The 26,779-nt window shown below is 71.7% G+C and carries 27 protein-coding genes; 13 read left to right on the forward strand and 14 right to left on the reverse strand.

Annotated features, from left to right (window positions below; genetic code table 11):
- Positions 1 to 4 precede the first annotated feature (4 nt).
- Together ACTWQO_RS15370 and ACTWQO_RS15375 are read left to right on the forward strand one after the other, a co-directional pair.
- Positions 5 to 1,195, forward strand: coding sequence for a glycosyltransferase (locus ACTWQO_RS15370; protein ID WP_443237869.1), 1,191 nt, complete (start codon positions 5 to 7; stop codon positions 1,193 to 1,195).
- A complete protein-coding gene (locus ACTWQO_RS15375) occupies positions 1,192 to 2,289 on the forward strand; it encodes a class I SAM-dependent methyltransferase (protein ID WP_443237870.1) in 1,098 nt (365 codons plus the stop codon). Before ACTWQO_RS15370 ends, ACTWQO_RS15375 begins: the two co-directional genes overlap by 4 nt.
- Before the next feature lie 179 nt (positions 2,290 to 2,468).
- Here the strand turns inward: ACTWQO_RS15375 and ACTWQO_RS15380 are convergent, their stop codons facing one another.
- Together ACTWQO_RS15380 and ACTWQO_RS15385 are read right to left on the reverse strand one after the other, a co-directional pair.
- The gene (locus ACTWQO_RS15380) at positions 2,469 to 3,515 is read right to left on the reverse strand and encodes a lysylphosphatidylglycerol synthase transmembrane domain-containing protein (protein ID WP_443237871.1); all 1,047 of its coding nucleotides are present in this window, start codon (positions 3,513 to 3,515) and stop codon (positions 2,469 to 2,471) included.
- A 169-nt stretch (positions 3,516 to 3,684) separates the two neighbouring features.
- On the reverse strand, positions 3,685 to 5,049 hold the full coding sequence (locus ACTWQO_RS15385; RefSeq protein WP_443237872.1) for a hypothetical protein: 1,365 nt from the start codon (positions 5,047 to 5,049) through the stop codon (positions 3,685 to 3,687).
- A 113-nt stretch (positions 5,050 to 5,162) separates the two neighbouring features.
- Between ACTWQO_RS15385 and ACTWQO_RS15390 the strand changes: the two genes are divergently transcribed.
- Both ACTWQO_RS15390 and ACTWQO_RS15395 read left to right on the forward strand, forming a co-directional pair.
- Entirely contained in the window at positions 5,163 to 6,392 is a 1,230-nt protein-coding gene (locus tag ACTWQO_RS15390) for a molybdopterin-dependent oxidoreductase (RefSeq protein WP_443237873.1), read from the forward strand.
- Positions 6,392 to 6,850, forward strand: coding sequence for a hypothetical protein (locus ACTWQO_RS15395; RefSeq protein ID WP_443237874.1), 459 nt, complete (start codon positions 6,392 to 6,394; stop codon positions 6,848 to 6,850). The genes ACTWQO_RS15390 and ACTWQO_RS15395 overlap by 1 nt, the downstream gene beginning before the upstream one ends.
- Here the strand turns inward: ACTWQO_RS15395 and ACTWQO_RS15400 are convergent.
- Genes ACTWQO_RS15400 through ACTWQO_RS15410 form a run of 3 tightly spaced genes read right to left on the reverse strand, consistent with a single transcriptional unit; the run spans position 6,739 to position 8,821 of the window.
- Positions 6,739 to 7,461, reverse strand: a complete 723-nt coding sequence (locus ACTWQO_RS15400) for a class I SAM-dependent methyltransferase (RefSeq protein WP_443237875.1) — start codon at positions 7,459 to 7,461, stop codon at positions 6,739 to 6,741. The two genes, ACTWQO_RS15395 and ACTWQO_RS15400, sit on opposite strands and share 112 nt — an antisense overlap.
- A gap of 32 nt (positions 7,462 to 7,493) precedes the next feature.
- Positions 7,494 to 8,102 (reverse strand): TIGR04282 family arsenosugar biosynthesis glycosyltransferase, encoded by a 609-nt coding sequence (locus ACTWQO_RS15405; protein WP_443237876.1) that lies wholly within the window; start codon positions 8,100 to 8,102, stop codon positions 7,494 to 7,496.
- The gene (locus ACTWQO_RS15410) at positions 8,099 to 8,821 is read right to left on the reverse strand and encodes a glycosyltransferase family 2 protein (protein WP_443237877.1); all 723 of its coding nucleotides are present in this window, start codon (positions 8,819 to 8,821) and stop codon (positions 8,099 to 8,101) included. The genes ACTWQO_RS15405 and ACTWQO_RS15410 overlap by 4 nt, the downstream gene beginning before the upstream one ends.
- A gap of 103 nt (positions 8,822 to 8,924) precedes the next feature.
- Between ACTWQO_RS15410 and ACTWQO_RS15415 the strand changes: the two genes are divergently transcribed.
- Together ACTWQO_RS15415 and ACTWQO_RS15420 are read left to right on the forward strand one after the other, a co-directional pair.
- The gene (locus ACTWQO_RS15415) at positions 8,925 to 9,644 is read left to right on the forward strand and encodes a response regulator transcription factor (RefSeq protein WP_443237878.1); all 720 of its coding nucleotides are present in this window, start codon (positions 8,925 to 8,927) and stop codon (positions 9,642 to 9,644) included.
- 2 nt (positions 9,645 to 9,646) lie between these two features.
- Positions 9,647 to 10,759: a sensor histidine kinase gene (locus ACTWQO_RS15420; protein ID WP_443237879.1), complete on the forward strand. Its 1,113-nt coding sequence runs from the start codon at positions 9,647 to 9,649 to the stop codon at positions 10,757 to 10,759.
- A gap of 83 nt (positions 10,760 to 10,842) precedes the next feature.
- Here the strand turns inward: ACTWQO_RS15420 and ACTWQO_RS15425 are convergent, their stop codons facing one another.
- The 3 genes from ACTWQO_RS15425 to ACTWQO_RS15435 are packed head-to-tail and all read right to left on the reverse strand — an operon-like array spanning position 10,843 to position 14,026.
- Positions 10,843 to 11,826 carry an NAD-dependent epimerase/dehydratase family protein gene (locus ACTWQO_RS15425; protein ID WP_443237880.1) on the reverse strand — a complete coding sequence of 328 codons (984 nt, stop codon included), beginning with the start codon at positions 11,824 to 11,826 and terminating at the stop codon, positions 10,843 to 10,845.
- A gap of 53 nt (positions 11,827 to 11,879) precedes the next feature.
- On the reverse strand, positions 11,880 to 13,331 hold the full coding sequence (locus ACTWQO_RS15430; protein WP_443237881.1) for an ATP-binding protein: 1,452 nt from the start codon (positions 13,329 to 13,331) through the stop codon (positions 11,880 to 11,882).
- Positions 13,328 to 14,026, reverse strand: coding sequence for a response regulator transcription factor (locus ACTWQO_RS15435; RefSeq protein ID WP_443237882.1), 699 nt, complete (start codon positions 14,024 to 14,026; stop codon positions 13,328 to 13,330). The genes ACTWQO_RS15430 and ACTWQO_RS15435 overlap by 4 nt, the downstream gene beginning before the upstream one ends.
- A 166-nt stretch (positions 14,027 to 14,192) precedes the next feature.
- On the opposite strand from ACTWQO_RS15435, the gene ACTWQO_RS15440 reads away from it, so the two are divergent.
- The 6 genes from ACTWQO_RS15440 to ACTWQO_RS15465 all read left to right on the forward strand — a co-directional run bounded on the left by ACTWQO_RS15440 (position 14,193) and on the right by ACTWQO_RS15465 (position 19,263).
- Positions 14,193 to 15,530, forward strand: a complete 1,338-nt coding sequence (locus ACTWQO_RS15440) for a ferredoxin reductase family protein (protein WP_443237883.1) — start codon at positions 14,193 to 14,195, stop codon at positions 15,528 to 15,530.
- A gap of 10 nt (positions 15,531 to 15,540) precedes the next feature.
- Complete coding sequence (locus ACTWQO_RS15445) at positions 15,541 to 15,936, forward strand: FMN-binding protein (RefSeq protein WP_443237884.1); 396 nt, start codon at positions 15,541 to 15,543, stop codon at positions 15,934 to 15,936.
- A gap of 1 nt (position 15,937) precedes the next feature.
- The gene (locus ACTWQO_RS15450; protein ID WP_443237885.1) at positions 15,938 to 16,657 is read left to right on the forward strand and encodes an FAD:protein FMN transferase; all 720 of its coding nucleotides are present in this window, start codon (positions 15,938 to 15,940) and stop codon (positions 16,655 to 16,657) included.
- A 100-nt stretch (positions 16,658 to 16,757) separates the two neighbouring features.
- Positions 16,758 to 17,921 (forward strand): ABC transporter ATP-binding protein, encoded by a 1,164-nt coding sequence (locus tag ACTWQO_RS15455; protein ID WP_443237886.1) that lies wholly within the window; start codon positions 16,758 to 16,760, stop codon positions 17,919 to 17,921.
- Positions 17,918 to 18,601, forward strand: coding sequence for an ABC transporter permease (locus ACTWQO_RS15460; protein ID WP_443237887.1), 684 nt, complete (start codon positions 17,918 to 17,920; stop codon positions 18,599 to 18,601). The genes ACTWQO_RS15455 and ACTWQO_RS15460 overlap by 4 nt, the downstream gene beginning before the upstream one ends.
- A complete protein-coding gene (locus ACTWQO_RS15465; RefSeq protein ID WP_443237888.1) occupies positions 18,598 to 19,263 on the forward strand; it encodes an ABC transporter permease in 666 nt (221 codons plus the stop codon). Before ACTWQO_RS15460 ends, ACTWQO_RS15465 begins: the two co-directional genes overlap by 4 nt.
- Positions 19,264 to 19,391: 128 nt before the next feature.
- On the opposite strand, the gene ACTWQO_RS15470 is transcribed toward ACTWQO_RS15465, so the two are convergent.
- The 4 genes from ACTWQO_RS15470 to ACTWQO_RS15485 are packed head-to-tail and all read right to left on the reverse strand — an operon-like array spanning position 19,392 to position 23,283.
- Positions 19,392 to 19,991, reverse strand: coding sequence for a GTP-binding protein (locus tag ACTWQO_RS15470; protein ID WP_443237889.1), 600 nt, complete (start codon positions 19,989 to 19,991; stop codon positions 19,392 to 19,394).
- Entirely contained in the window at positions 19,978 to 20,412 is a 435-nt protein-coding gene (locus ACTWQO_RS15475; protein WP_128376930.1) for a DUF742 domain-containing protein, read from the reverse strand. Before ACTWQO_RS15475 ends, ACTWQO_RS15470 begins: the two co-directional genes overlap by 14 nt.
- 40 nt (positions 20,413 to 20,452) lie before the next feature.
- The gene (locus ACTWQO_RS15480; RefSeq protein ID WP_362937133.1) at positions 20,453 to 20,929 is read right to left on the reverse strand and encodes a roadblock/LC7 domain-containing protein; all 477 of its coding nucleotides are present in this window, start codon (positions 20,927 to 20,929) and stop codon (positions 20,453 to 20,455) included.
- Positions 20,926 to 23,283: an ATP-binding protein gene (locus tag ACTWQO_RS15485; RefSeq protein ID WP_443237890.1), complete on the reverse strand. Its 2,358-nt coding sequence runs from the start codon at positions 23,281 to 23,283 to the stop codon at positions 20,926 to 20,928. The genes ACTWQO_RS15480 and ACTWQO_RS15485 overlap by 4 nt, the downstream gene beginning before the upstream one ends.
- 371 nt (positions 23,284 to 23,654) lie before the next feature.
- Between ACTWQO_RS15485 and ACTWQO_RS15490 the strand changes: the two genes are divergently transcribed.
- Positions 23,655 to 24,581 carry an ABC transporter substrate-binding protein gene (locus ACTWQO_RS15490; protein ID WP_443237891.1) on the forward strand — a complete coding sequence of 309 codons (927 nt, stop codon included), beginning with the start codon at positions 23,655 to 23,657 and terminating at the stop codon, positions 24,579 to 24,581.
- A gap of 59 nt (positions 24,582 to 24,640) precedes the next feature.
- Here ACTWQO_RS15490 and ACTWQO_RS15495 read toward each other — a convergent pair whose 3' ends face one another.
- Together ACTWQO_RS15495 and ACTWQO_RS15500 are read right to left on the reverse strand one after the other, a co-directional pair.
- Complete coding sequence (locus ACTWQO_RS15495) at positions 24,641 to 25,546, reverse strand: ROK family protein (RefSeq protein ID WP_443237892.1); 906 nt, start codon at positions 25,544 to 25,546, stop codon at positions 24,641 to 24,643.
- Positions 25,543 to 26,779 (reverse strand): ATP-binding cassette domain-containing protein (locus tag ACTWQO_RS15500; RefSeq protein WP_443237893.1); only part of this gene is annotated, 1,237 nt, incomplete at its 5' end. The genes ACTWQO_RS15500 and ACTWQO_RS15495, both read right to left, overlap by 4 nt.

Raw genomic sequence — 26,779 nt, forward strand, 5'->3', positions numbered from 1 at the left:
TGCGGTGAGCAGGTTCCTGTTCGTCGTGCCGCCGCTCGTGGGTCATATCAACCCGGCCGTCGGGGTCGCCGCGGAACTGACCGCCCGGGGACACCGGGTGGCCTGGGCGTGCGCCGATCCCGGACTGGTGCTGCGGCATGCGGGCGGGAAGGCTGTCGTGTTCTCCTGCGACGGGCCCCAGCTGCACGTGCCGGGGACGGGGGACGGCGTACGACCGCCCGACATCCGCGGACCCGAGGCGCTGAAATTCCTGTGGGAACGGTTTCTCGCACCGCTCGCCGAGGCGATGGCGCCCGGAGTGACCGCCGCGGTACGGGAGTTCGGCCCCGATGTGGTCGTCGCCGACCAGCAGGCGTTCGCCGGCGGGCTGGTCGCCGAACGGCTGGGCGTGCCGTGGGCGACGTCGGCCACCACCTCCGCCGAGTTCACCGACGTCCTGGCGGGCACGCCGAAGGTCGCCGACTGGATCGACGGAGTCCTGAGCGGGCTGCGGGCCCGGATCGGGGACCCGTCCGGTACCGCCGATCCCCGCTTCTCGCCCCATCTCGTACTCGCCTTCAGCATCCGCGAGTTCGTCGGACCGGACGCCAGGACGGGCGAACAGATCCGCTACGTCGGCCCGTCCATCACCGAGCGGCCCGCCCCGGCCGACTTCCCCTGGGACTGGCTGGACCCGTCCCGCGCGACCGTCCTCGTCACGCTCGGCACCGCCAACACCGATGTGGGGCCGCGGTTTCTCGCCGAGTGCCATCAGGCCGTACGGTCCCGTGCCGACCGGATGCAGGCGGTGATCGTGGATCCGGCGGGAGCGCTCGCGGGCGCCGACGACAAGGACGTACTGATCGTGCGGGCGGTCCCTCAACTCCCGCTGCTGGAAAGGGTCGACGCCGTCGTCTGTCACGCCGGGCACAACACCGTCTGCGAAGCGCTCTGGCACGGTGTGCCCCTCGTCGTGGCGCCCATCCGGGACGACCAGCCGGTCGTCGCCGGGCAGGTGGTGCAGGCCGGGGTGGGGATCAGGGTCCGGTTCGGGCGGGTCACCGCCGTGAAGCTGGGCGAGGCACTCGACGCCGTTCTGCACGAACCCGGTTACCGTGCCGCGGCCGGGCGCATGCGCAGCGGATTCCGGGCCGCCGGGGGTGCGACCGCGGCGGCCTCCCGTCTCGAAGAACTGGTCGCCGAGGAGGTGTCATGAGCGAGGAGGGCGTCATGAACGAGGAACAACGGAAAGCGCCGAGCCGTGCCGAGCAGGTCGCCGCTCTCCGTCCCGGCTACCTGGCCGATCTGGCCGACGGCCTGGCCCGGTTCTTCGAACCCCGGCGCACCACCTGCCCCTGGTGCGGTGCGCTGGACCTGAAGACCCGGCTGCGCACGACCGATCTGCTCCAGCACAAGCCCGGCCGGTTCGTCCTCGACCAGTGCCAGGCGTGCCGGCACACCTTCCAGAACCCCCGACTGAGCGCCGAGGGGCTGGAGTTCTACTACCGGGACTTCTACGACGGCCTGGGCGAGAAGCAGCTGGGCAACACCTTCGCGGGCCGGACGAAGATGTACGAGCAGCGGGCCGCGTCCCTGCTGCCGTACGCCGCCGAACCGAAGAGCTGGCTCGACGTCGGTACCGGGCACGGTCACTTCTGTGAGGCCGCTCGCATCGTTCACCCCGGTACGACGTTCGACGGGCTCGACTTCACCGACGGGGCGGAGCTCGCCGAGCGGGCGGGGCGGGTGGAGCGGGGTTACCGGGGGAGCTTCCCGGAGCTGGCGCCGGGGTTCGGAGGGCAGTACGACGTGGTCAGCATGTTCCATTACCTGGAGCACAGCACCGAGCCTGACCGGGAACTGAGGGCCGCGCACGAGGCGTTGAGGCCCGGCGGGCATCTGCTGATCGAGGTGCCCGACCCCGACAGCCGGTACGCCCGGCTCCTCTGCCGGTGGTGGCTGCCGTGGCTCCAGCCGCAGCATCTGCACTTCGTGCCCGTCGGCAACCTGCGGCAACGGCTGACCGACCTCGGCTTCACGGTCGTGGCGGAGCAGCACGCCGAGCCGCATGATCCCGTCGATCTGCTGGCGGGAGCGTGGCTGGCGTTGGACGCGGTGGCTCCGCGCGACAATCTGCCGTGGCTGCGGCAACCTCCGAACGCCCTGCGCCGTACCCTGCGCGGTGCGCTGCTTCTCGCCGGTGTCCCGGCCCTGGTCGCGGGCACGTTGCTGGACCGGTTCGTGATCCGGCCGGTGTCGCATCGGCTCGGAGTGTCCAACGCATACCGGCTGGTGGCTCGAAGGGACTGAGCGCTCGGCTGGATGCGCTGGTTGGTTGTCTGCGGGTCGGTGGGGGCTGATCGCGCAGTTCCCCGCGCCCCTTCGGGGCACTGCAAGCCCGGTGAGTGAGGCGCCCCGTCAGGGGCGCGGGGAACTGCGCGACCAGCAACAACGGACCCGTAGCCAAGGCACCAACCACAGCGCCCCGCTCACAACATCTTCCGCCGCACCATCCACGACAACACCAACGCCCCCGGAAACAAAGGCAACCACACCGTGATCACCCGAAAACCAATCACCGTGCCGGTCGCAAGGACCATCGGGGCGCCGAAGACGACCAGGGTGAACACCAGCGCCGCATCAACGGGGCCGATGCCGCCCGGCGCCGGCACCGCCCCCACCGCGGCGCTGGCCGCGAGGTACGCGAAGATCACATGCACCCAGGGCAGCTGCAGCCCGAGCGACGACCCCACCGAGGCCAGCACACTGGCCTGCAACAGCGGAAACGCCGCCGCCCCGCCCCACAGCTGAAGCACCCGGACCGGACGGGTGTGCAACAGCCGCGCGTCGGTCAGGGCGGAGTTCAGACAGCCGAGCAGCGGTCGCCGCAGCGGCCGTACGGCCGTCACGAGCAAGGTCGCCGCGCCGAGCGCACAGGCGATGCCGATGCCGGCCACGGTCAGCGTCTGGGCGTCCGGGACGAGCTGGCCGATGCGCAGCGTGCCGGGGAAGGCGGCGAGGAATGCCAGGATCAGCAGTGTCTTCGCGATCGGCTTGACCAGCGAGTACAGCGCCAGGGACGCCGTCGCCCGGGGGATGGATATGCCCTGGTTCTGCAGAAACCGCAGGGTCACGGCGTGCGCGCCAAGCCCGGCCGGCAGCACATGATTCGCGGCGCCCGCGGCGAACTGCGAGGCCAGCAGCGGACCCGGCGGCAGCCGTTCCGGCAGGGCGCCCTGCCGGGTCACGGACGCGGCCACCCAGCACAGGATGTTGAACACGGTTCCGGCCAGCAGCCACCAGGGGTCGGCACCGGCCAGCCGGACGGCGCTGTCATGGACGGTGGGCCAGTCGAACGCCGCGTACCCGCCGATCAGCAGGAGCGGAAGCAGGCTCAGCGCCCAGCGGAGCCGGCGCTGACGCGTCGTGGTCGGCGGGGGGCCGGTCGGTGTGGGGGCACTGACCGAGGCGGGAGCGGGGATGGGGACGGGGGTGAGCGACGGCTTGGGGAGCTCGTCGAGCTGGAGCGGGGACACGGCGCACGTCGTCCTTCCGCGTCGTGCCCGCCGCTGTGGCGGGACTGACGGGTACGAGGAGGCGAGCAAAGGGGGACGCGGGGAGCGTTCCCTTTCTGCGTGACGGGACGGTGGCCGGGAACCGACGAGGTGAGGGCGGACGGGCAACGTGGTCACGGTGTGACCGGAGTCACCAGCCCGTCAGCAAGAGATGGTTGACGAGAAGCGCGACGATCCCCTGCGCCGCCAGCCACCCCCGCACGCCCCTCAGAAGCGCACACGCCGGCAGCAGCCACAGCGCGAACGGCAGCCAGATCCGTTCCGTCTCCGCCTTGCTCATCCCGGACAGATCGGCGACGACCAGCGCGACGAGGGCGGCCAGCACCAGCACACCGAGGCGTACGGCGGCCCCGTCGTCCCGGCGGAGCAGGGCCACCCCGGTCCGCCGCAGCCCGGCCGCTGTCGCGAGGCCCACCACCAGCACCGTGCACGCGAAGTTGGCCCACACCCAGTAGCCGTACGGCCGGACGCCGCCCGCGCCCTCGTAGTAGCGGGTGACCAGCAGGTCGTACGCGTCCCACCAGTAGAAGCCCAGCGCGGTGAACACAACGGGGACGACGGTGAACCCGGCGAGGACGAAGGGGAGCGGTCTGATGCGGTGGGTACCCAGCAAGAGGACGGCCCCGGCGATCAGCGCGAAGAGTGTGAGGCCGTACGACAGGTAGGCCGTCAGGCCGAACAGGAGGCCGGAGGCCAGGCCGGTCCAGGCCGGCCGGTGGCCTGTGACCGCCAGTGCCAGGAACGCGATCGCCCAGGCGGCGACCGCCGCGAAGTAGGCGTCGGCGGAGGTGCCCATCCACACCGCGCCCGGTGCCAGGACCAGGAAGGGTGCGGCGCGGCGGGCGAGGTGCTCGTCGGTGAGGAGGCGGACGCTGACGAGGATGCCGAGCGCGGCGGTGGTGCCGACGGTGATGCACCAGGCCCCGGCCCAGGCGCCGCCGCCGAGGCCGATGCGGTCCAGGTAGACGAAGGTGAGGGTGGCCGCGGGGGGATGCCCGGCGACATGCGCGGGCCAGTTGTCGGGCGAGTGGATCAGGATGTGCTGGGTGAAGTCCCGCAGGGTGGCCGGGATGTCCCCGAAACTGTCGATGACCTGAAGGTATTCGTTGCGCGTCGTCAGCCGCCGGGCGACGCCGCGGTGCCAGCCGTCGATGAGCGCCAGCGACCATGTCCAGGCCATGCCTGACCCCCAGACCGTGAGCAGCAGGGAGCGCCAGGGGAGGCGTGCGGCCAGGACGGGGCCGTACGCGATGACCGCGATCGCGACGGTGAGCGCGGCCGGGGTGCCGGGGCCGATGTGCGGGTCCCAGTGCGCCAGCAGCGGGGGCCAGCGGACGAAGAGCGTGTCGTCGCGGCGCTCGATCGCGCTGCCGACCAGCGCGGCGGTCACGACGAGCAGGGCTGCGGCCGTCGCCGTGTACAGGTCGCGGCGGAGGTCCCGTCGGGCGTCGGGAAGCGCGTCGGGGCGGGTGCCTGGCAGAAGATCGCGGGTCACGTCTGAACGCTAGGACGCCCGGCGTGCGCCGGACGCGTGACGGGCGCGGACGTCAGAGATTCGTCATGGTTCGCGGACCCTGTCCTGGGGTGATCCAGGCCTACGGTCGGGGCATGCGACGCACATTTCCCACTCCGTTCTCGCCCGGATTCTGGCGCAGCCCGCTGCGCGGGCCCTGGCTCACCTCGGTGCTCGGCGTCGTGCTGCTCGGCGGGATCACGGTGCTCTTCCTGACAGGGCTGGTGTCGTACGCCGCCTACAACCCGGACCTGGATCCGGTGAACGACAAGACCCCGGACAAGGGAATCCTCGGCTTCTACCTCTTCTCATGGCCCACCGACCCGCACTGGCTGTACCGGCTCAACCAGGGCATCCACGTCACGCTGGGGATCGCCCTCATCCCCGTGCTGCTGGCCAAGCTGTGGTCGGTCGTGCCCAGGCTGTTCACGCTGCCACCGGCCCGCTCGCTCGCGCACGCGGCGGAGCGGATCTCACTGCTCCTGCTGGTCGGCGGGGCCCTCTTCGAGTTCGTCACCGGTGTGCTGAACGTCCAGCTGGACTACATCTTCCCCGGCTCGTTCTACGCCCTGCACTTCTACGGGGCATGGGTGTTCTTCGCCGCGTTCGTCGCCCATGCCGCGCTGAAGACGCCGAAGGCGCTGCGCAATCTGCGGCAACTGCGGGAGGAGAAGGACGACTTGGTCGCCCCGGAGCCCGCCGAGCCGACCGTGTCCCGGCGCGGTGCCCTGTGGTTCGTCGGGGGCGGCTCGCTGCTGCTCTTCGCCACGACCGTCGGGCAGAACTTCGACGGCTTCCTGCGCCGTACCGCTCTGCTCGCCCCGCACGGCGGGGGCGAACCGGGCTCGGGACCGAACGGCTTCCAGATCAACAAGACGGCCGCGAAGGTGGGCATCACTCCGGCGGAGACCGGCGCGGAGGCCTGGCGGCTGGTCGTCACCGGCCGCACCGGAACCGTCCGCCTCAGCCGCGCCGACCTGCTTCAACTCCCCTTGTACTCCGCCTCGTTGCCCATCGCCTGCGTCGAGGGCTGGTCGACCTCCGACCAGTGGTGGCGCGGCGTACGGCTGCGGGATCTGGCCGCGCTCGTCGGCTACGACGATCCGCCCGACGTCTTCGTGGAGTCGCTGCAACGCGCCGGCGCCTTCCGTCGCGCCGCCCTGCGGGCGAATCAAGTCGCGGACGAACGCTCCCTGCTCGCCCTGACCGTCAACGGCGAGGACCTGTCCCCCGACCACGGCTACCCGGCCCGGGTCATCGTGCCCGCGGCGCCCGGCGTGCTCAACACCAAGTGGGTGGCCCGGATGACGTTCGGAGATCTGTGATGCGTGCGCGTCTCGCCGTCGGCAGCCCGTTCCAACTGCTCCTGCTCGCCGCATCGTTCGCGCTCGCAGGATACGCGGGCGTGCGGCTGCTCGACGGTGACTGGTTCGAGGTCGCGCTGTGGTTCGTGGGCGCCGCCGTCGTCCACGACATGGTCCTGGTGCCGCTGTACGCGGCGGCCGACCGCGCGCTGGTGGCGGCCTGCGGCGCGGCCGGGCGGCGATGGGCGGCCGGCTACGTCCGTGTGCCGGCCGCCCTGTCGCTGTTGCTGCTGCTCGTGTGGTTCCCGCTGATCAGCGGGCGGGTGGCGGACCGCTACGCCGCCTCCACCGGCCTGTCCGCGGACACCTACCTCGCCCGCTGGCTGCTGATCACCGCCGCACTGTTCGCGGGCTCCGCGATCGTCTTCGTACGGCGGCTGCGCAGGGCGGCGAAGGAACGGCCGCCGGAGGTCCACTGATCGACGGCACTCCAGCCCGCCCTGTGGGCGTGTCGCAGCAGGGCGGGAGTGCCGAGGCGGGCCCACGGGAAGGGGGTGCCGACCGCGCCCCGGCCGTCGGTGACGTGCACATGGACGCGTTCGTCCACGTCGACCGGGGCCGTCTCGGCGACCAACAGCCCGCCGGGAGTGAGGAGTTGGGTCAGCCGGTCGAGCAGGGTCACGGGGTCGCCGCCGATGCCGACATTGCCGTCGGCGAGCAGGACGGTGCCCCAGCGGCCCTCTCCCGGCACCGGCTCGAACACCGAGCGGTGCAGCGCCGGTCCGCCGAGCCGCACGGTGTGCGCGACGGCCGCCTCGCTGACGTCGATGCCGAGCGCGCGCCGGCCCCGGGCCGCGAGTTCGGCGACCAGTCGGCCGGGACCGCAGCCCACGTCCAGCACCGCGCCCTCGCACCGGGCCAGCACCTCCAGGTCCACCGCGTCGGCCCGCGCACACCAGCGCTCCACGTCCAGCGGCAGCAGCCAGCCGTCCGTACGGCGCAGGAAGAGCGGCCCGCGCCCGGTGCGCAGGGCGTCGCTGTAGAGGTCGACGGTCCAGGGGCGGGCGTCGGGGGCCGGCTGCCGAACCATCGGTATCAACTGCTGGGTGCTCCGCACCGCACTCACCGCGCCTCTGTCGTCAGCCGCTCCAGCGCCGCCGCGAAACGCCCGCCCGGCGCTGCCTTGGCGACGACCTCCGCGTCGTACGCCGTGTCGACGTCGCGCAGCCGCGGCAGGTCCCGCACCCGCAGTCCCGCGAGACGGTCGCGTTGTACGGCGCCGGTGTGCGGGGTCGACATCGGGACGCCGCGCAGGAGTGTGGGGTCCGGTGCGGCCAGGCCCAGCGCCCAGAAACCGCCGTCCTCGGCCGGACCGAAGTACGCGTCGCAGTCGGCGAAGTCCACCGTCAGCAGCTCCGGCGTCACCTGCGGGGTGTCCATGCCGATGAGCAGGGCCGGGCCGGTGCAGGCCGCGAAGGCGGCGGCGAGACGTTCGTCGAGGCCGCCCGCGCCCTGCGGTACGACCTCGAAGCCGGGCGGCAGCCAGCGCCCCGGTCTGCCGTCGAGGACCAGGACCCGGCGCGCGGCCGGTGTCCGCACCACCACGTCCAGGGTGTCCGCGAGCGAGGCCTCGGCCAGGGCCGCCGCCTCCTCGGGTGTGAACGGCGGCGTCAGCCGGGTCTTGACCCGGCCCGGCCGGGGCTCCTTGGCGATGACGAGCAGTGTGGTCACGGGCGGGCTCCCTGCTCGGCGGCGGTCTCGGTCAGTACGCGGCTCATGTCGCGTACCGCCTGCCAGGTCCCGCGCCAGGTGCCGGTGACCTTGGAGGCGCCGGTGCGCGGGAAGTACGGAACGTCGTGCTCGCTGATGCGCCAGCCCGCGTCGGCGGCGCGCACCACCATCTGCAGCGGATAGCCGCTGCGCCGGTCGCTGAGCCCGAGGGCGAGCAGCGGCTCGCGCCGGGCGGCCCGCAGCGGGCCCAGGTCGTGCAGGCGCAGCCCGGTACGGCGGCGCAGCATCCGGGCCAGCGCCAGATTGCCTACGCGGGCATGCGCGGGCCAGGCACCCCGGCTCTGCGGGCGCCGCCTGCCGAGCACCAGGTCGGCCGCGCCGCCCGTCACTTCCCGTACGAAGGGCAGGAGGTCGGCCGGGTCCAGGGAGGCGTCGCAGTCGCAGAAGCACACGATGTCGGCGGTGGCGGCCGTCAGGCCCGCATGGCAGGCGGCGCCGAAGCCGCGCCGCTCCTCGCGTACGACGGTCGCCCCGAGGGCGCGGGCGATGTCGGCGGAGCCGTCGGTGGACCCGTTGTCCACGACGAGCGCCCGCCAGCCGGGCGGGATGCGCTCCAGGACCCAGGGCAGCGCCTCGGCCTCGTTGAGACAGGGGAGGACCACGTCGACTTCCTGGTCCGTTCTGTGGTCCGTCGGAGAAGAGGTCGTCACGGCTTTCACCCTACGAGCGCGAAACGGGCATATCGGACTACGGCTCCTTACGAAACAAGGACGTCAGCGGGGGTGAGCGCCATCGGTGGGCGGGTGGTGCGACGCTGGCGGCATGGAACAGCAGCAGCATGCGGGGGCCGGGGCCCGGGTCCTCGTCGTGGACGACGATCCGACGGTCGCCGAGGTGGTGTCCGGATACCTCGACCGGGCCGGATACGTCGTCGACCGGGCCGGGGACGGGCCCGACGCGCTGGAGCGGGCCGCCGCGCACTGGCCGGACCTCGTCGTGCTGGACCTGATGCTGCCCGGCATGGACGGCCTGGAGGTGTGCCGGCGGATGCGGGTGCGCGGGCCCGTGCCGGTCATCATGCTCACCGCGCGCGGCGACGAGGACGACCGGATCCTGGGCCTGGAGGTCGGCGCCGACGACTACGTCACGAAACCCTTCAGCCCCCGCGAACTCGTCCTGCGCGTCGAGTCCGTGCTGCGCCGCGCCCGGCCCGCCCAGCCGTCCGCCAGCCTGCACGCGGCCGGGCTCACCGTCGACCCGGCGGCCCGGCGCGCCGCCAAGAACGGCGCCGAACTCGCCCTCACTGTCCGCGAGTTCGACCTTCTCGCGTTCTTCCTCCGGCACCCCGGCCGGGTGTTCAGCCGGGAGGACCTGATGCGTGAGGTGTGGGGCTGGGACTTCGGCGACCTGTCGACCGTCACCGTCCATGTGCGCAGGCTGCGCGGCAAGGTCGAGGACGATCCGGCGCGGCCGAGGCTGATCCAGACGGTGTGGGGAGTCGGCTATCGCTTCGACACCGGTTTCGGCACCGGGGAGGCGTGATCATGCGCGACATGCTCCTCATCGCGCTCTTCGCCTTCCTCGGCGCCGCCGCGGCCGGCGTGCTCGGCGCGGGCGTCCTGCGGCTCATCCGGCGCCGCTCGCTCGCCGTGCACCTCGCCGTGGTCGCCGCCGTCGGGGTCACCGCGATGCTCGCGGGCACCCTCGCGGTCGCGCGGGCGATGTTCCTGTCCGAGCACGATCTGAAGGTCGTCACGCTGGTCGTCGCGATGGCCGCCGTGGTCTCCCTCGTCACCGCGACTCTGCTCGGCCGCTGGGTCGTCGCCCGCAGCCGGGCCCTCGCGCTGGCCGCCCGCTCCTTCGGTGACGGCGGGGACTTCACCTCGCCCGACGGTCCCGCGACCGCCGAACTCGCCGCGCTGAGCCGGGAGTTGGAGGCGACCAGCGTCAAACTCGCCGAGTCCCGGACCCGTGAGCGGGCGCTGGAGTCCTCGCGGCGTGAACTCGTCGCCTGGATCTCGCACGACCTGCGTACCCCGCTTGCCGGGCTGCGTGCCATGGCCGAAGCCCTGGAGGACGGTGTCGCTGCGGACCCGGACCGCTATCTCCGTCAGATCCGCACCGAGGTGGAACGCCTCAACGACATGGTGAGTGACCTCTTCGAACTGTCCCGCATCCATGCGGGGACGCTGGCGCTGAGCCCTAGCCGGATCTCGCTGTACGACCTTGTCGGGGATGCCCTCGCGGGGGCGGATCCGCTGGCGCGGGAGCATGGCGTGCGGCTTGTGGGTGATCGGGTGGAACCGGTGCCGGTGGAGGTGGACGGTAAGGAGATGAGCCGGGTTCTTGGCAATCTGCTCGTCAATGCGATTCGGCGTACGCCGACGGACGGGACGGTCGCCGTGGCCGCCGAACGCTCGGCCGATGGTGTGGTGTTGTCCGTCACGGACGGGTGTGGGGGGATTCCTGAGGAGGATCTGCCGCGGGTGTTCGACACGGGGTGGCGGGGGAACGATGCGCGGACGCCTCCGGCGGGGGCGGGGCTGGGGCTGGCGATTGTGCGGGGGATTGTGGAGGCTCATCAGGGGCGGGCGGCTGTTCACAATGTGCCTGGGGGCTGTCGGTTCGAGGTGACGTTGCCTATGGCTGGGGTGTGACAAGCGGGTTTCGCCCCCTCCGCCCCTACCCGTCCCATCCCTGGGGCTCCGCCCCAGACCCCGCTCCTCAAACGCCGGAGGGGCTATTGCGCGAACTCCCGCATCCCCTCCTCGAAGCCCACCTCCGCCTTCCACCCCAACTCCGCCCGCAGTCGCGACGAGTCGGCTGTGATGTGGCGTACGTCCCCCAGGCGGAACTCGCCGGTGACCACCGGCTCCGGGCCGCCGCACGCCGCGGCGAGGGCGTGGGCCATCTCGCCGACCGTGTGCGGTTCGCCGCTGCCGGTGTTGTACGTGGTGAGGGCGCCCGGCGCGGGATTCGCCTCCAGCGCCGCCACGTTGGCCGAGGCCACGTCGCGTACGTGGACGAAGTCGCGGCGCTGGTGGCCGTCTTCGTAGACGCGGGGGGATTCGCCGCGGGCGAGGGCGGAGCGGAAGAAGGAGGCGACGCCTGCGTAGGGGGTGTCGCGGGGCATGTTGGGGCCGTAGACGTTGTGGTAGCGCAGTGAGATCGCCGAGCCGTCGGTCGACCGTGCCCAGGCCGCGGCCAGGTGCTCCTGGGCGAGCTTGGTCGTCGCGTACACGTTGCGTGGGTCGACGGGGGCGTCCTCGCCGACCAGGCCGGGGGAGAGGTCCTCGCCGCAGACGGGGCAGAGCGGTTCGAAGCGGCCCGACTCCAGGTCGGCGACCGAACGGGGGCCCGGTCGCACCACGCCGTGCCATTCGCACGAGTACCGTCCCTCGCCGTACACCACCATCGACCCGGCCAGCACCAGCCGTCGTACGCCCGTCTCCGCCATGGCGGTGAGCAGCACCGCGGTGCCCAGGTCGTTGTGGGAGACGTAGTCGGCCGCGTCCGAGAAGTCGACGCCGAGGCCGACCATCGCCGCCTGGTGGCAGACCGCGTCCATGCCCGTCAGGGCGGTTCGGACGGCTTCGGGGTTCCGTACGTCCGACGCCGGGTCGTCGCGGATGTCGTAGACGACGGGCTCGTGGCCGTGGGCCCGCAGGGCCTCGACGACATGGGATCCGATGAATCCGGCACCGCCGGTGACCAGTACGCGCATGCCCTCAACGTAGGCCTGCGACCAGCCCTTACGGGCGGGCCGCGCCCGTCATGTCACCGGTCCGTAAGACCTTTCGGGAGGGGCAGCGAGACCGTGAACACCGTGGCGCCCGGTTCGCTGGTGACGTCGATCGTGCCGGCGTGCGCGCACACCAGCGAGTGCGCCACCGCAAGGCCGAGTCCGCTGCCGCCGCGATCGCGGCTGCGGGCCTTGTCGACGCGGTAGAAGCGGTCGAAGATCCGTTTCCGGTCGGCGGGCGGGATGCCGGGGCCCGCGTCGGCGACCCGTACGACGGCCCGGCCGTCCGTGACCGACACCGACAGGGACACCTCCGTGCCCTCCGGGGTGTGCACGGCCGCGTTGGTGAGGAGGTTGTCCAGGACCTGCCGGACGCGTTGCGGATCCAGCCGCATCGTCAGCCGGGAGGGGCCGGTGGCCACCGTGAGCGGGTGGTCCGTGTGGGCCGCGCGGAAGGCGTCCGCGGCGTGCTCGACCAGCTCCACCAGGTCCGCGTCCTTGATCCGCAGCGGCGCCTCGACCTCGGCGGCGTCAAGACGGGCGAGCAGCAGCAGGTCGTCCAGGAGGAATCCCATCCGGGCGGCCTCGGCACGCAGCCGGGCCAGATGCTTGTCGCGTTCCTCGGGGGCGTTGGCGGCGGCGTACTGGAAGAGGTCGGCGTAGCCACGTACCGACATCAGCGGTGTGCGCAGCTCGTGCGAGGCGTCCGCGACGAACCTGCGCAGCCGCTGCTCGGCCTCCGCACGGACCGCGAGGGAGTCGTCGATGTGCTCCAGCATCGTGTTGAACGCGGTGCGCAGCTCCTCGACCTCGGGGCCGCCGCTGCGCCCGTCGTGCCGTACCGGCAGCCGCGCCGAGTCCGTCAGGTCGTGCGAGGTGATGCCGCGCGCCGTGTGCGCCATGTCGCTCAGCGGCTTCAGACCGCGCCGCAGCATCCCCCGGCCGGCGACCACCAGGGCGAGCAGCGCGAGCCCGAACGTGACGGCCTGGATCGTGATCAGCTGGCCCACGGTGTCGTCGATGCCGGCCATGGGCGCGGCGCTGACCAGGATCAGACCGGGCTCGACCTCGCAGGCGCGCAACCGGAACTCGCCCTTGCCCTTGAGGTGGTCGGTGCGCAGGACTTCCGTGTCCGCGGTGGTCTGCGCCCGCGCCACGGCGGTGAAGGCGTCGACGTCCTTGGGCAGGTCGGCGGGGTCCTCGGGCTTGCGGAGCACGGGCGTGCCGTCCCGCACGTCGTACACGGCGTAGTACCAGCTGTAGTACTTCTTCCCGGAGAGCGTGCCGTAGTCCGCGATGGACTTGGACTGGGCGATCTGGCCCTGCGCCAGCTGTTCGTCGAGCTGCTTCGACAGGTAGTCCCGCATGTACGTCGTCAGCGCCGTGCCGACGACCGCGAAGACGACGAGGGACAGCACGCCGAGGCCCAGGGCGAGCCGGGTGCCGAGGCGCAGTCTGCGGTAGGTCTGCCTGAGCCGCCGGATCACTCGGCGGCCTGCCGGATCACGTATCCGAAGCCCCGGACGGTGTGGATCAGCGGAGCCGTGCCCTCGTCGGTCTCGTCGAGCTTGCGGCGCAGCCGGCTGACGACCAGCTCGACGACGTTCGAGCGGCCGCCGAAGCCGTACTCCCACACATGGTCGAGGATCTGCGCCTTGGTGAGCACGGTCGGCGACTTGCGCATCAGGTAGCGCAGCACCTCGTACTCGGTCGGGGTGAGCGTGAGCATGCGGTCGCCGCGCCGCACCTCACGGGTGTCCTCGTCCATCGTGAGGTCGGCGACCTGGAGGACGGACCGCTGGAAGCCGGGCCCGGCGCTGCGCCGCAGCACCGTGCGCAGCCGGGCCATCAGCTCCTCCACCGCGAACGGCTTGACCAGGTAGTCGTCGCCGCCACGGGTCAGCCCCGCCACTCGGTCGGCGACCGCGTCCCGCGCGGTGAGGAACACCACCGGCACCATCGTCCCGGAGCGGCGCAGCCGGTCGAGCACGCCGAAGCCGTCCAGGTCCGGCAGCATCAGGTCGAGCACCACGATGTCCGGGTGGAACTCGGCGGCGGCGCGCAGCGCCTCCTCACCGGAGTTCGCCGTGACCGCGTCCCAGCCTTCGTAACGGGCGACCGTCGCGACGAGGTCGGCGATCGGCGGGTCGTCGTCCACGACGAGCAGTCGTACTTTTTCCACCCCCACATAGTGCGGCACGCGCCCGTGGTCGCCATGGGCCCGGTCGGGGCCGGGACCACATCGATAACCACTTGAAAGAACAACGACAGGTGTTCGACAGCTCCCGCCAGCCAAGCTCGGTGTCCAAGACCCGACGTCCCAGAACCCGACCAAGGAGCTGCCGCCCGTGACAACCGTCCAATCGCCCCCTGCGCCCCCCACGGCGATACGCCCCAGGGTGGCCGCCCGCACGGGCCTGTACGCCGTGCTGGCCGTGAACGTTGCCGTGGTGGCCTACTTCTTCGTCCAGGCCGGGTTCGCCTCCAACACCCTGATCGTGCTGGGCCGGCTGTGCGGCCTGCTCGCCGGGCTCCTGATGGCGTTCCAGCTGCTGCTGGTGGCCCGGCTGCCCTGGTTCGACCGCCGGATCGGCATGGACCGGATGACCCTCTGGCACCGCTGGATCGGCTTCTCGCTGCTGTGGACGCTGGTCGGCCACGTGGTCTTCATCACCTTCGGCTACGGCGAGTCCTCCGGCCTGGACCCGGTCAACCAGCTGGTCGACCTCGCCGAGACCACCGAGGGCGTGCTGCGCGCGCTCGTCGCCTGGGTGCTGATCATCTTCATCGGCGCCGTCTCGGCCCGCTGGGCCCGGCGCCGGCTGGCCTACGAGACCTGGCACTTCATCCACCTGTACACCTACGCCGCCGTGGTCCTGGCGTTCACGCACGAAGTCGCGGTCGGCACGACGTTCGTCGCGTCGTCCCTGGCCACCGCCTACTGGTGGACCCTGTGGGGCTTCGCACTCGGCGCCGTGGTCCTGGGCCGGGCCGTGCTGCCGCTGTGGCGGAACTGGCGCCACCAGCTGCGCGTCTCGGCCGTCGTCCCCGAGTCGCACAACGTCGTCTCCGTCTACATCACCGGCCGCGACCTGGACCGGATGGGCGCGCGGGCCGGCCAGTTCTTCCTGTGGCGCTTCCTCACCCGGGACCGCTGGTGGCAGGCCAACCCCTTCTCGCTGTCCGCCGCCCCCGACGGCCGCAGCCTCCGGCTCACCGCCAAGGCGGCCGGTGACGGCAGCGCGGCCCTGCGGCACGTGAAGGTCGGCACGCGCGTCTTCGCCGAGGGCCCCTATGGCGCGTTCACCGCGATGCACCGCACCCGGCCCGAGTCACTCCTCATCGCCGGCGGCGTCGGCGTCACCCCGATCCGCGCCCTGCTGGAGGAGCTGGAGGGCCACGCCGTCGTCATCTACCGCGTGAGCAGCGACCGGGACGCCGTCCTCTACGACGAGCTGCGCGACCTCGCCGCCACGAAGGGCGCCGAGCTGCACCTGGTGACCGGGTCGCCCGTCCCGGACCGGCTCGCGGCGCCGGAACTCAGCCGGCTCGTGCCGGACATCGCCGACCGGGACGTCTTCCTGTGCGGGCCGCCGCCCATGATGAACGCGGTGCTCGGCACCTTGCGCGAGCTGGGCGTGCCCAAGCCGCAGATCCACTTCGAGCGTTTCAGCCTGGCTGGATGAGAGGGACACCGTGAAGCGAGTCATACCCGCCCTTGTCCTGTCGGCCGCCGGCCTGGTCACCGTCTGGCGCTACGAACCGTCCGTCGACACCGCCGCGTCCACGGAAGCGGCGGCGCCCGCGTCCACGCCGTCGGCGTCCGCCGGCTCCACCGTGGTCACGGGCTCGACCATCCAGACCGAGAAAGGTCCGGTCCAGGTCGAGGTCACCTTCGACGGCGACAAGATCACCGCCGTGCGGATGCTCCAGCAGCCGAACCACCCGCAGACCACGGCCGCCGTGCCGAAGCTGATCGCGTCGACCCTGGAGGCGCAGAGCGCGGACGTCGACACCGTGTCCGGCGCCACGATCACCACCGAGGGCTACAAGGAGTCCCTCCAGGCCGCCATCGACGCGAAGGGCGCCTGACATGCACCGGGTCGAGCACGTCATGGGCTTCCCCGTCTCCCTGCGCATCGACGACGAGGACGTCCCCGCCGCGCTCGCGGACGAGGTCTTCACCTGGCTGCGCGAGGTCGACGAACGGTTCAGCCCGTTCAAGCCCGACAGCGAGGTGTCCCGGCTCGACCGCGGTGACATCGCCCTCGGCGAGGTCAGCGCCGACCTCGCCGAGGTGCTCGACCTGTGCGAGCAGTACCGCCTCGCCACCGGCGGCGCCTTCGACGCCCGCCGGCCCGGCGAGGGCCTCGACCCGTGCGCGGTCGTCAAGGGCTGGTCGGTGCAGCGGGCGGCGGACCTGCTGACCGCCGCCGGGGTGCGCAGGTTCTACCTCAACGCCGGCGGCGATGTCGTCGCGGCCGGCGGTCCCTGGCGTGTGGGTGTACGGCACCCCGAACACGCCGATCAGCTGTGCACCGTGCTGGAGATCACCGACGGAGCGGTCGCGACGTCCGGGCGCTATGAGCGCGGCGACCACATCGTCGACGGGCGTACTGGACGTCCGGCGACCGGTCTTCTCTCGGTCACCGTCGTGGCGTCCACGCTCACGGAGGCGGACACCGCGGCGACGGCGGCGTTCGCGATGGGCGCGGAGGGTGTCGCCTGGGCGGCTGGGCGGGAGGGGTGCGAGGTGTTCGCCGTCGACGCCGAGCGGCGGGTATTGCGCACGGAGAAGGTGCCGGTCGCCTGAGAGTTAGGTTGCAACACAGGCCGTCTAGACTCTCCCCGCAACGGCCCGCGCCATGGCCGAAGCGGGCAACTTCTGCCAGACCCGAAGGGTATTCGGCGTTTTGATACGGATAGATTCAGTCACGAAGCGGTACCCGGACGGCACGGTGGCGGTCGACCGGCTCTCCTTGGACATACCCGACCGCTCGATCACCGTCCTCGTCGGCCCCTCGGGCTGCGGTAAGACGACGACCCTGCGCATGATCAACCGGATGGTGGAGCCGAGCGAGGGGACGATCACCCTCGACGGCGTCGACATCATGAAGCAGCCGGTCAACACGCTGCGCCGGTCCATGGGTTACGTCATCCAGAACGCCGGACTCTTCCAGCACCGCACGATCGTCGACAACATCGCCACCGTGCCCCGCATGCTGGGCTGGGGGAAGGACAAGGCGCGGGCGCGGGCCAGGGAGCTGATGGAGCGGGTCGGGCTCGACGCCGCGCTCGCCAAGCGGTACCCCTACCAGCTGTCCGGCGGTCAGCAGCAGCGCGTCGGCGTGGCGCGGGCGCTCGCCGCGGACCCGCCGGTGCTGCTGATGGACGAGCCGTTCTCGGCCGTCGACCCGATCGTCCGCAAGGGGCTTCAGGACGAACTCCTGCGTATCCAGGCGGAGTTGGGCAAGACGATCGTCTTCGTCACCCACGACATCGACGAGGCCGTCAAGCTCGGCACCATGGTCGCCGTGATGCGCACCGGCGGCCATCTCGCCCAGTTCGCGCCGCCCGCCGAGCTGCTCACCGACCCCGCGGACGCCTTCGTGGAGGACTTCCTCGGCGCCGACCGCGGCATCCGCCGGCTGTCGTTCTTCCCGTCCGCGCAGCTTGAACTGCTGACCGCGCCGATCATCGCCGTCGACGCGACCGCCGAGCAGATCGCCGCCCGCGACACCACGGACGCGCCCTACCTCCTCGTAACGGATCTGGACGGCAAGCCGCTCGGCTGGGCCGAACCGGGGGAGTTGACCGCGGGGGAGATCCGGCAGGACCAACTCCTCTCCTACGGACGGCCGTTCACCGCCGGTACGGACTCGCTGCGGGCCGCGCTGGACTGTGCCGTGCTCTCACCCACCGGGTGGGCCGTCGCCGTGGACGGCGAGGGCCGGGCCGCCGGAGTCGTCTCCCAGCAGACCATCGGCGAGGCGATCCGCGGTGCCCACGCGGAGCGGCGCGCGGACGGCAAGGCGGGCACCAAGGCTGACGGCAAGACGGAGAAGGCCGCGCGATGAGCGAACTCTTCGACCTGCCCAGCGACCTCCAGCACAGCTACTTCGGCCTGGTCATGCTGCATCTGCGCGAGGCGCTGCTGCCGGTGCTGTTCGGGCTGCTGGTGGCGCTGCCCCTCGCCCAGCTGTGCGTACGGGTGCGCTGGCTGTACCCGCCGGTGCTGTGGGTGACGACCGTGCTCTACGCGATCCCGTCGCTCGCCTTCTTCGTCATCCTCATCGACTACACCGGGCTGAGCGAGCTCACGGTGATGATCCCGCTGGCCGTCTACAGCCTGGTCGTGCTGGTCCCGGCGATCGTCGACGGTGTGCGATCGGTGCCGCAGGAGACCCTCGCCGCGGCCACAGCGATGGGCTTCGGGCCCGTACGACGCTATGTCCAGGTGCAGTTGCCGATCGCCGCGCCCGCGATCATCGCCGGGCTGCGGGTGGCGTCCGTCTCCAGCGTCTCCCTCGTCAGCGTCGGCATGCTGATCGGCAACCAGGGAGCCCTCGGCAACCTGCTCAACAGCGGCATGATCTACAACCAGCCGCGGCTGATCTGGCTCTCCGTGGTGGGCACGGCCGTCCTCGCCATCCTCGTGGACGCCGCCCTGATCGGCGTCCGTATCCTCCTCACGCCCTGGATGCCGCGCGGCACCCGCAAGAACACCCGTACGCTCGCGAAGGCGGCCGCCCGGTGAACGTCCTGAACTACATCGACGCCTTCTTCAGCGACAGCGCCCACTGGCAGGGCTACGACGGCATCCCGACCCGTGTCGCCGAGCACGTCCAGTACACGCTGGAGGCACTCGCCATCGCCGCGGCCGTCGGGCTGCCGGTCGGCCTGCTCACCGGCCACACCGGACGCGGCGGCAACACGCTCGCCCTCATCGCCACCGCGGGGCGCGCGCTGCCCAGCTTCGGCCTGATGGTGCTGATGTTCGTGCTGCTGGGCCTCGGGCTGGCCCCCGTCATGATCCCGCTGGTCGTGCTCGCGATCCCGCCCATCCTCGTCACCACCTACGAGGCGATGCGCTCCGTCGACCCCGCGCCGGTGGACGCCGCCCGCGGCATGGGCATGGCCGAGACCGAGATCCTCTTCAGGGTCGAAGTGCCGGTCGCGCTCCCGCTGATCTTCAGCGGACTGCGCTCCGCGGCCATCCAGATCGTCTCCACGGCCACCATCGCCGCGTACGTCAGCTTCGGCGGCCTCGGGCGTTACATCGTCGACGGTCTCTACCAGCGCGACTACGAGAAGGTCGTCGGCGGCGCCACGCTGGTCGCCGCGCTCGCCCTGGTCACGCTCGGGGTGTTCTGGGCGGCGGGCCGCTTCTCGGTGTCACGCGGAGTGCGCCGGGCGTAAGCCCTCAGCCGCGGCGCCGTCGTGGCTGGTCGCGCAGTTCCCCGCGCCCCTTCGGGGCGCTTTCGTCAGGGGCGCGGGGAACTGCGCGACCAGCCCCCACCGGCCCGCAGCCACCCACGAAACCCTGCTCACCCCTCGCTACGGGCCAGCGCCAGTTCCAGTACAACCAGCAGAGCGTCCCGCACAGAGCCCCGCTCCCGCGCGTCGAAGACGACGAGCGGGACGTGCTCGGCGACGTCGAGGGCCCAGCGGACCTCGTCCAGCTCGTGCTCGACCTTGCCGTCGAAGGCGTTGACGGCGACCGCGAACGGGATCCGCTTGTGCTCGAAGTAGTCGACCGCGGCGTAGCAGTCGTCGAGGCGGCGGGTGTCGACGATGACCAGCCCACCGACCGCGCCCTCGACGATGTCGTCCCACATGAACCCGAACCGGTCCTGCCCGGGCGTGCCGAACAGATACAGCTTCAGGGTCGGGTCGATGGTGATGCACCCGAAGTCCATGGCGACCGTGGTCGTGGTCTTGCGGGGGGTGTGGGAGAGGTCGTCCACCCCCGCGGCGACCTCGGTGATCGCGGCCTCGGTGGTCAGCGGCTCGATCTCGGAGATCGAGCCGACCGCGGTGGTCTTGCCCACGCCGAATCCGCCCGCGATCACCATCTTCACCGGCAGCGGCGGTCGTACGGCGGTCTGCGCAGCTGCGCCGCCGGCGACCGGTTCAGTCGGTGTCACGGAGAACCCCCCGGGAGTCGGGGATGGCACGGAGGCCATCGATAACCCTGCGCAGGACGGATGAGTCGTGGGTGGCGTCGGTGTTGGGCACGTACACCGTCAACTGCCCCGCCGCCCGCAGGTCCTCGGAGAGGATACGGACCACGTTGAGGTGCAGCCGCAGCCGGGCCGCGATCTCCGCGATGGACTGCGGCTGCCGGCAGGCGGCGATGATGTCGTGCTGTTCGAAGGAGAGCCGGTCGAGCGCGTCGAGGCCCTCGGCGGTGGCCACCACCTGGGTCTCGACGGGCATCGTCCGCCCGGACGAGGTCGGCGCCACCCGGCCGGCGGTGACCAGGAACGGCCGTACCGCGGGGGCGGGGCCCACCCGGTCCGGGGAGCCGCCCTCGTCGGCACCGTTCGGCGTACGGCCGTCCGCCATGGGTCTGTGTCCTCTTGTTCCTCGGCCGGGCGGTGCCCGGTCAACCCGACGACGGAACGCCGACGGTGTTCTTCAGTTCCAGTACGAGCTGAGGGCTGAGCGCGCCACCGGCACGGTTGGCGAACAGCGTCATCTCGTACGCGATGTTGCCCAGCTTGGCCTCCTTGTCGGCGACCACGCCGAGCACGGCGCCGCTGCCGATCGCGGAGACCAGGACATGGCCGCCCTCCAGGTCGATGATGACCTTGTTCAGGGCGCCCAGGCCGTAGTTGCCGGAGGCGCCGGCGGCCAGGCTGGTGAGGCCGGAGACGATCGCGGCCAGCCGCTCGGAGTGCGCCCGCTCCCGTAGTTGTGCCACCGCGATCAGCAGACCGTCGGAGGACACCGCAATGGCGTCGACGACACCCGCGGTCTCGGTGGCGAAACGGTTGAGCAGCCAGGTGAAGTCGGCTGCTGCGGCCCGCAGTTCGTCGGGCGTGGCCCCTCCCGTGGGAGTGTCACCTGTCGACGTGCTCACTGCTCCGCTCCTTCCGGGAGGTGGTTCTGGTCCTGCGAAGTCTTCGGGTCCGGTCCGCTCGCGCTGTCCCGGTTGGCCTGCTCCACGGCCGCCTCGAACTCCTCCAGCGCGCTGCGGACGGCGTCCGCGTCGGCCGGGGGTGTGGCAGGACGCGCGGTCTCACCGGTGGTCTCGCCGACCGTCGTACGGAGCGTCGCTCCGCGGACGCGGCGGCGGAGCGGGCGGGAGGCCAGGGCGTCGTCGGACGCGTCCTCGCCGCGTGGCTTGGGGATCACGGGCTTGTCGTCCTCGGTACCGGCCGCCTCCCGCTTGGGCACCCGGCGGGGGAGCGGGGCGGCGTCGCCCGGTGCCGCCGCGACGGACGGGCGCGGGCCGGACGCCGCCTCCACGGCGGGCGTCGCGGGCGCCGGAGCCACCGCGCTCATCGAGAGCAGCAGCGACGCCGGGATGGCCACTTCGGCGGTCACTCCGCCGCCCGGCGTCCGGGTCAGCGTGATGCCGACCGACCAGCGGCGCGCCAGCGTACCCACCACGAACAGGCCGAGCACCTTCGTCGGCACGAGGTCGAGCCGCTCACGGCGGATCAGCCGGGCGTTCTCCTCGGCCAGCCGCTCGGCGCTCATGCCCAGGCCGTGGTCGGCGATCACGATCGACGCGCCGCCGTCGTCGCCGGTGTGCAGGGTCACCTCGACCGGGCTGCCCGCCGGCGAGAACGACACGGCGTTCTCCAGGAGTTCGGCCACCATCAGCGTGAGGTCGCCGATGATGTCGGGCTCCACCATCACATCGGTGTGCGCGTCGAGCCGTACCCGCTGGAAGCCCTCGATCTGGCCGAGCGCGGCCCGTACGACGGTGGTGAGCGTGGTGGGGCCCGCGTCCAGGACGGTCTCGCGGATGCCGGCCAGCAGCATCAGGCTGTCCGCGTTGCGGCGCAGCCGGACCGCGATGTGGTCGATGGAGTAGAGGCGTTCGAGCAGCGCCGGGTCGGTCTCGCCGCGCTCGACGGCGTCGATGAGCGCCAGCTGGCGGGTGGTGAGGTTGCTGACCCGGCGGCCCACGTTGCCGAACATCTCGGCGGTGTTGCGGCGGCTGAGCACCTGGCGCTCCAGCAGCGCGGCGGCGGTGGTCTGTACGTGGTTGAAGGCCTCGGCGAGGTCGCCGATCTCGTCGCGTGCGGTGACCGGGATGTCCCGCAGCAGCGGCGGGCCGTCGTCCTCGGTGTCGTCGTCGGCGACCCGGGCGAGTTCGCGCCCGGCGACCTCGGCGACCTCCTGCGCGGCGCCGGTGAGGGCCTGCACCGGGCGGACCACCGAGCGGCGCACCGCCACGGACAGGGCCAGCCAGAGCGCGAAGCCGAGCAGCGCGAGGCCCAGCAGCCAGGCGGCGTTCCACCAGGCGTCGTTGGAGGCGTTGTCGGCGCGGTCGGCGATCTGCCCGATGAGCGAGGAGGTGATCTTCAGCCGGGTCTGGGACTGCGCGCGGTAGTCGGGGTAGCCGTCGAGGGCCTCGGTGAACGCGGCGCGGATCTCCGACGGCGAACTGGCCTGCAGTCCGCTGGGGTCGATCTGCAGCTCGGCGTAGTGCCGGATGATCTCGGCCTGGGCGGTGTTGTGCTCGATACCGCTCAGCTCGTCGGCCTGCGCGTCGGTGGCGAACCGGGCGAAGCGCTCGGCCTGGTGCGTGTACAGCTCGTAGTTGCCGACCGCCGCGATGAACTCGATGAGCGCGTTGGAGTCACCGGTCCGCGCCGAGAACACGCTGGTCTCGAAGGCGCTGTGGGCGGCGTCGGCGCGCAGCAGGGAGTCCAGCAGATTGCCGGTGAAGGTGGCGGCGAGGGACGGGTTGCGGTCGAGTCCGAGGCCGTCGATCACGGCCTTGGCGGCGTTGGTGTAGGCGGGGTCGATGTTGTCGGCGGGCAGATAGCCCTGCTCGATCGTCGTCCGCAGGCTGGACAGGCCGTTGATCTCCTTCAGAGCCTGCGCCTCGGTGTCCGGCAGCCGGTCGCCGAAGGTGTCGCGTACCGTCTCGACCTGCTGGTCCACCGCGGCCTGCGCCTTGCGGTAGGCGGTGATGCCGGGCCGGGCGCCGGACTCGGTGGCCTCGAACCGCACGGACAGCAGGATCGCTTGCTGGTGCTCGGCGTTCACCCGGTCGGCCAGCTCCGCGACCTGGGCGCTGTCCCGCACCAGCCGGGCCGCGGCGGCGGCGTCCCGGGCCTGGCCCACCTGGTCGGTGAAGAGATACGCCAGCAGCACGGCGACCACGGCGAGCGGTACGCCGACCAGCACGTTGAGCTTGCGCCGGAACGGCCAGCGGTCGGCGAAGCGCCTTAGGCCCACCTCGTTCGTGGACACCAGGCCTCCTTCGTGGGGTGTCGCACGGCGCGGGAACGCACGTGACCGTCTCTGATCGACTCTGGCTGGTTTGAGATGTGAGTGGAGCGGCGCCTGCACATCACTGCGCTTCGCCAACTCCGGCGAGACTACAGGCTCTTCGGAAGCGGTTGCTCCGCACCCTGAGTCAAGAATCCGTTACAACCTGAGTGCGGCTCCCTGCCGGTTCCTCCCCGGTATCTTCACGATCGGGTACGCATCGAAGCCAATTGGTGACCCGGCTGCCCTTGACTGACCAAGAAGCGGCTGGATTGGATCAGAAGAAGGTCATCCAATCTCTGAGCCCCGGAACGGGAATCGTGACTTCTACCGTGAAGAGCAGCTGGTCCAGCATGCGACACCCCCGCGCGGCCGCGGTCGCCCTCGCAGCAGTGGCGGCGCTCGTTGCCGGATGCGGCTCCGACTCCGCCGACGAGTCCAACCCGCTGACGGAAGACAAGGCGGACGGCAACACGGTCGTCGTCGGGTCGAACAACTTCGCCGAGAGCATCCTGCTCGCCGACATCTACGGCGAGGCGCTCAAGGCCAAGGGCATCAAGGTCGAGTACAAGCCGAACATCGGCAGCCGTGAGACGACCTACGGCCTGCTCAAGAACGGCTCCATCACCGTCCTGCCCGAGTACAACGGCTCGCTGCTGGCGTACCTGGACCCGAAGGCGGAGCAGAAGTCCATCGAGGCCGTCGGCTCCGCGGTGAAGGCCAAGCTCGACTCCAAGCTGACGCTTCTCGACCCCTCGCCCGCCGAGGACAAGGACTCCGTGTCGGTGAACGCGGAGACCGCCAAGAAGTACAACCTCACCGCGGCGTCCACCCTTGAGGACATCAAGGACGTCGCTCCCGAGATGGTCATCGGCGGCTCGCCCGAGTTCCAGACCCGCCAGCAGGGCCTGCTCGGCCTGAAGGACGTATACGGCCTGGAGTTCAAGTCCTTCAAGGCGCTCGACGCCGGCGGCCCGCTGACCACGGCGGCGCTGAAGAAGAACACCGTGCAGGCCGCGGACATCTTCACCACCGACCCGAACATCACCAAGGAGAAGTTCGTCGTCCTCCAGGACCCGAAGAACCTCTTCGGCTTCGCCAACGTGACGCCGCTCGTATACAAGTCCGGCCTCTCCCAGGAGGGCGTCGCCGCCCTCAACGCGGTCTCCGCCAAGCTGGACACCAAGACCCTGCTGGAGCTGGACTCCCAGGTCCAGCTCGAGAACAAGGACCCGTTGGACGTCGCCAAGACCTGGCTGAAGACGGCCGGCCTGAGCTGACCCCCGGCTCCATCGCGGCGATGCGGTGGGCCCGACGCCGACGTGCTCGTGCCCACCGCCTACACCGGCGTCCCCACCCCGAGTTCCGCTCCAGCCCGGGCCGCCGCGCCGATCGCCACCGCGTCCTCGCCCAGGCGGGCGGGCAGGACGTGGAGTGGGTGACCGCTGACGGGCGGTTCGGCGGCGAGGGCGGTGCGGATCGGCGGGTCGAGGAGGGGCCAGGTGCGGGCGACTCCGCCGCCGATCACGCAGGTGGTGATGTCCAGCAGGCCCGCGGTGATCAACAGCGCCCGGGCCACCGCCGTACCCGCCGTCTCGTACGCGGCGAGCGCGTCGGGGTCGCCCCGGTGGGCGGCCTGAGCCACCTCGCGGGCCGTGCGGGCGCCGTACCGCGCGGCGATCGCCCGGCCCGAGGCCACGGTCTCCAGGTGGCCCCGGCCACCGCAGGTGCACGGCAGGTCGCCGAAGCCGGGAACGTGGCCGATCTCGCCGGCCGCGCCGCGCGGGCCGTCGTACAGCGCACCGTCCAGCCACAGCGCCCCACCGACCCCGGTGCCGAGGGTCATCCCCAGGACATGGGTCCCGCCGACGGCCGCGCCCTTCGCGACCTCCCCGCGCAGGAAAGCGTTGACGTCGTTGTCGAGGAACGCCGGGACACCCAGCGCCCGCTCGACCGCCGCCGTCACCGCGAACCCCGCCCAGCCCCGGAAGGAGTCGCTCGCGACGAGGATCCGCCCGGCCCGCGCGTCCACGACACCCGCGGCGCCGACCCCGACGCCGAGCAACCTCGCGGGCGTACGGTCGAGCAGCAGCCGTAGCGCGTCGAGCGCGGCGCCGATCATCGCCGTACCGCCCTCGGCCGCGGGCGTCGGTACCCCGAGACGGTCGAGGACGCCGAGGTCCGGTGCGCACAGCACCACTTGGGTGGTCGTCCCGCCGATGTCGATGCCGGCGACCGCCGTCACGCGCCGGCTCCGAGTGCGGCCCTGCGCTGCCGTTGCAGCACCGGATCCGGCACGGGGACGGCCGCGATGAGCCGGCGCGTGTAATCGGTCTCCGGACGCAGCAGCGTCGACATGGTCGGCCCCTGCTCCTCCACCCGTCCCGCCCGCATCACCACGACCCGCCCCGCGAACTCCTGCACCACCGCCAGATCGTGTGACACGAACAGACACGCGAACCCCAACTCCGCCTGCAACTCGGCGATCACCTCGAGCACCGTCCGCTGCACGCTCACATCGAGCGCGCTCGTCGGCTCGTCCGCCACCAGCAGCCGCGGCTGAAGCACCAGGGCCCGGGCGAGACTCACCCGCTGCCGCTGCCCACCGGACAGCTCACGCGGACCCCGCTGCATCAACTCCCTTGGCAGCCGGACGAGTTCGAGTACATCCGAGACACGGGCCCGCCGTTCGGCGGCCGTCATACCCCGGCGATGCACCCTCAGCGGCTCGGCCACGCACTCCGCGACACTCATCCTGGCGTCCAGCGAGGCCACGGGATCCTGGAGCACCAGGCCGATCCCGGACAACAAGGCCCGGCGCGCCCGCCCCTTCGTCCTGCCCAGGTCGGTGCCGAACAGGGCGACCGAACCGGAGGTCGGCGCGACCAGGCCGAGCGCCACCCGGGCGGCCGTCGACTTCCCGGACCCCGACTCGCCGACCAGCCCCACCGTCTCGCCCGCCCCGACCGTGACCGACATGTCCTGAAGCGCCCGTACGCCACCACGTCCGCGGCCGAAGTCGACGGTCACGTCCCGGAGTTCGACCACCGCCGTGCCCGCCTCCACCGGAGCCTTCACCTCATCGGGCTCGGTCACCGCCAGCCTCGGCACTGCCGCCAGCAGCTGCCGTGTGTACGCGTGCGCCGGCCGCAGCAGTACGTCCTCCACCGGCCCCGTCTCCACGATCTCGCCCCGCAGCATCACGGCGACCCGGTCGGCGAAGTCGGCGACCACGCCCATGTTGTGCGTGACCAGCAGCACGCCGGTACCCGAGTCGGCCGCCAACTCCCGTAGCAGATCGAGGATCTCGGCCTGCACGGTGACGTCCAGCGCGGTGGTCGGCTCATCCGCGATCAGCAGGTCCGGCGCGTTGGCGATCGCCATGGCGATGACCACCCGCTGCCGCTGCCCGCCCGACAACTGGAACGGAAACGCCGACGCCCGCCGCTCCGGCTCGGGAATGCCGACCCGACGCAGC

It is taken from the genome of Streptomyces sp. 4N124 (assembly GCF_052245395.1).
Taxonomy (GTDB): Bacteria; Actinomycetota; Actinomycetes; order Streptomycetales; family Streptomycetaceae; genus Streptomyces.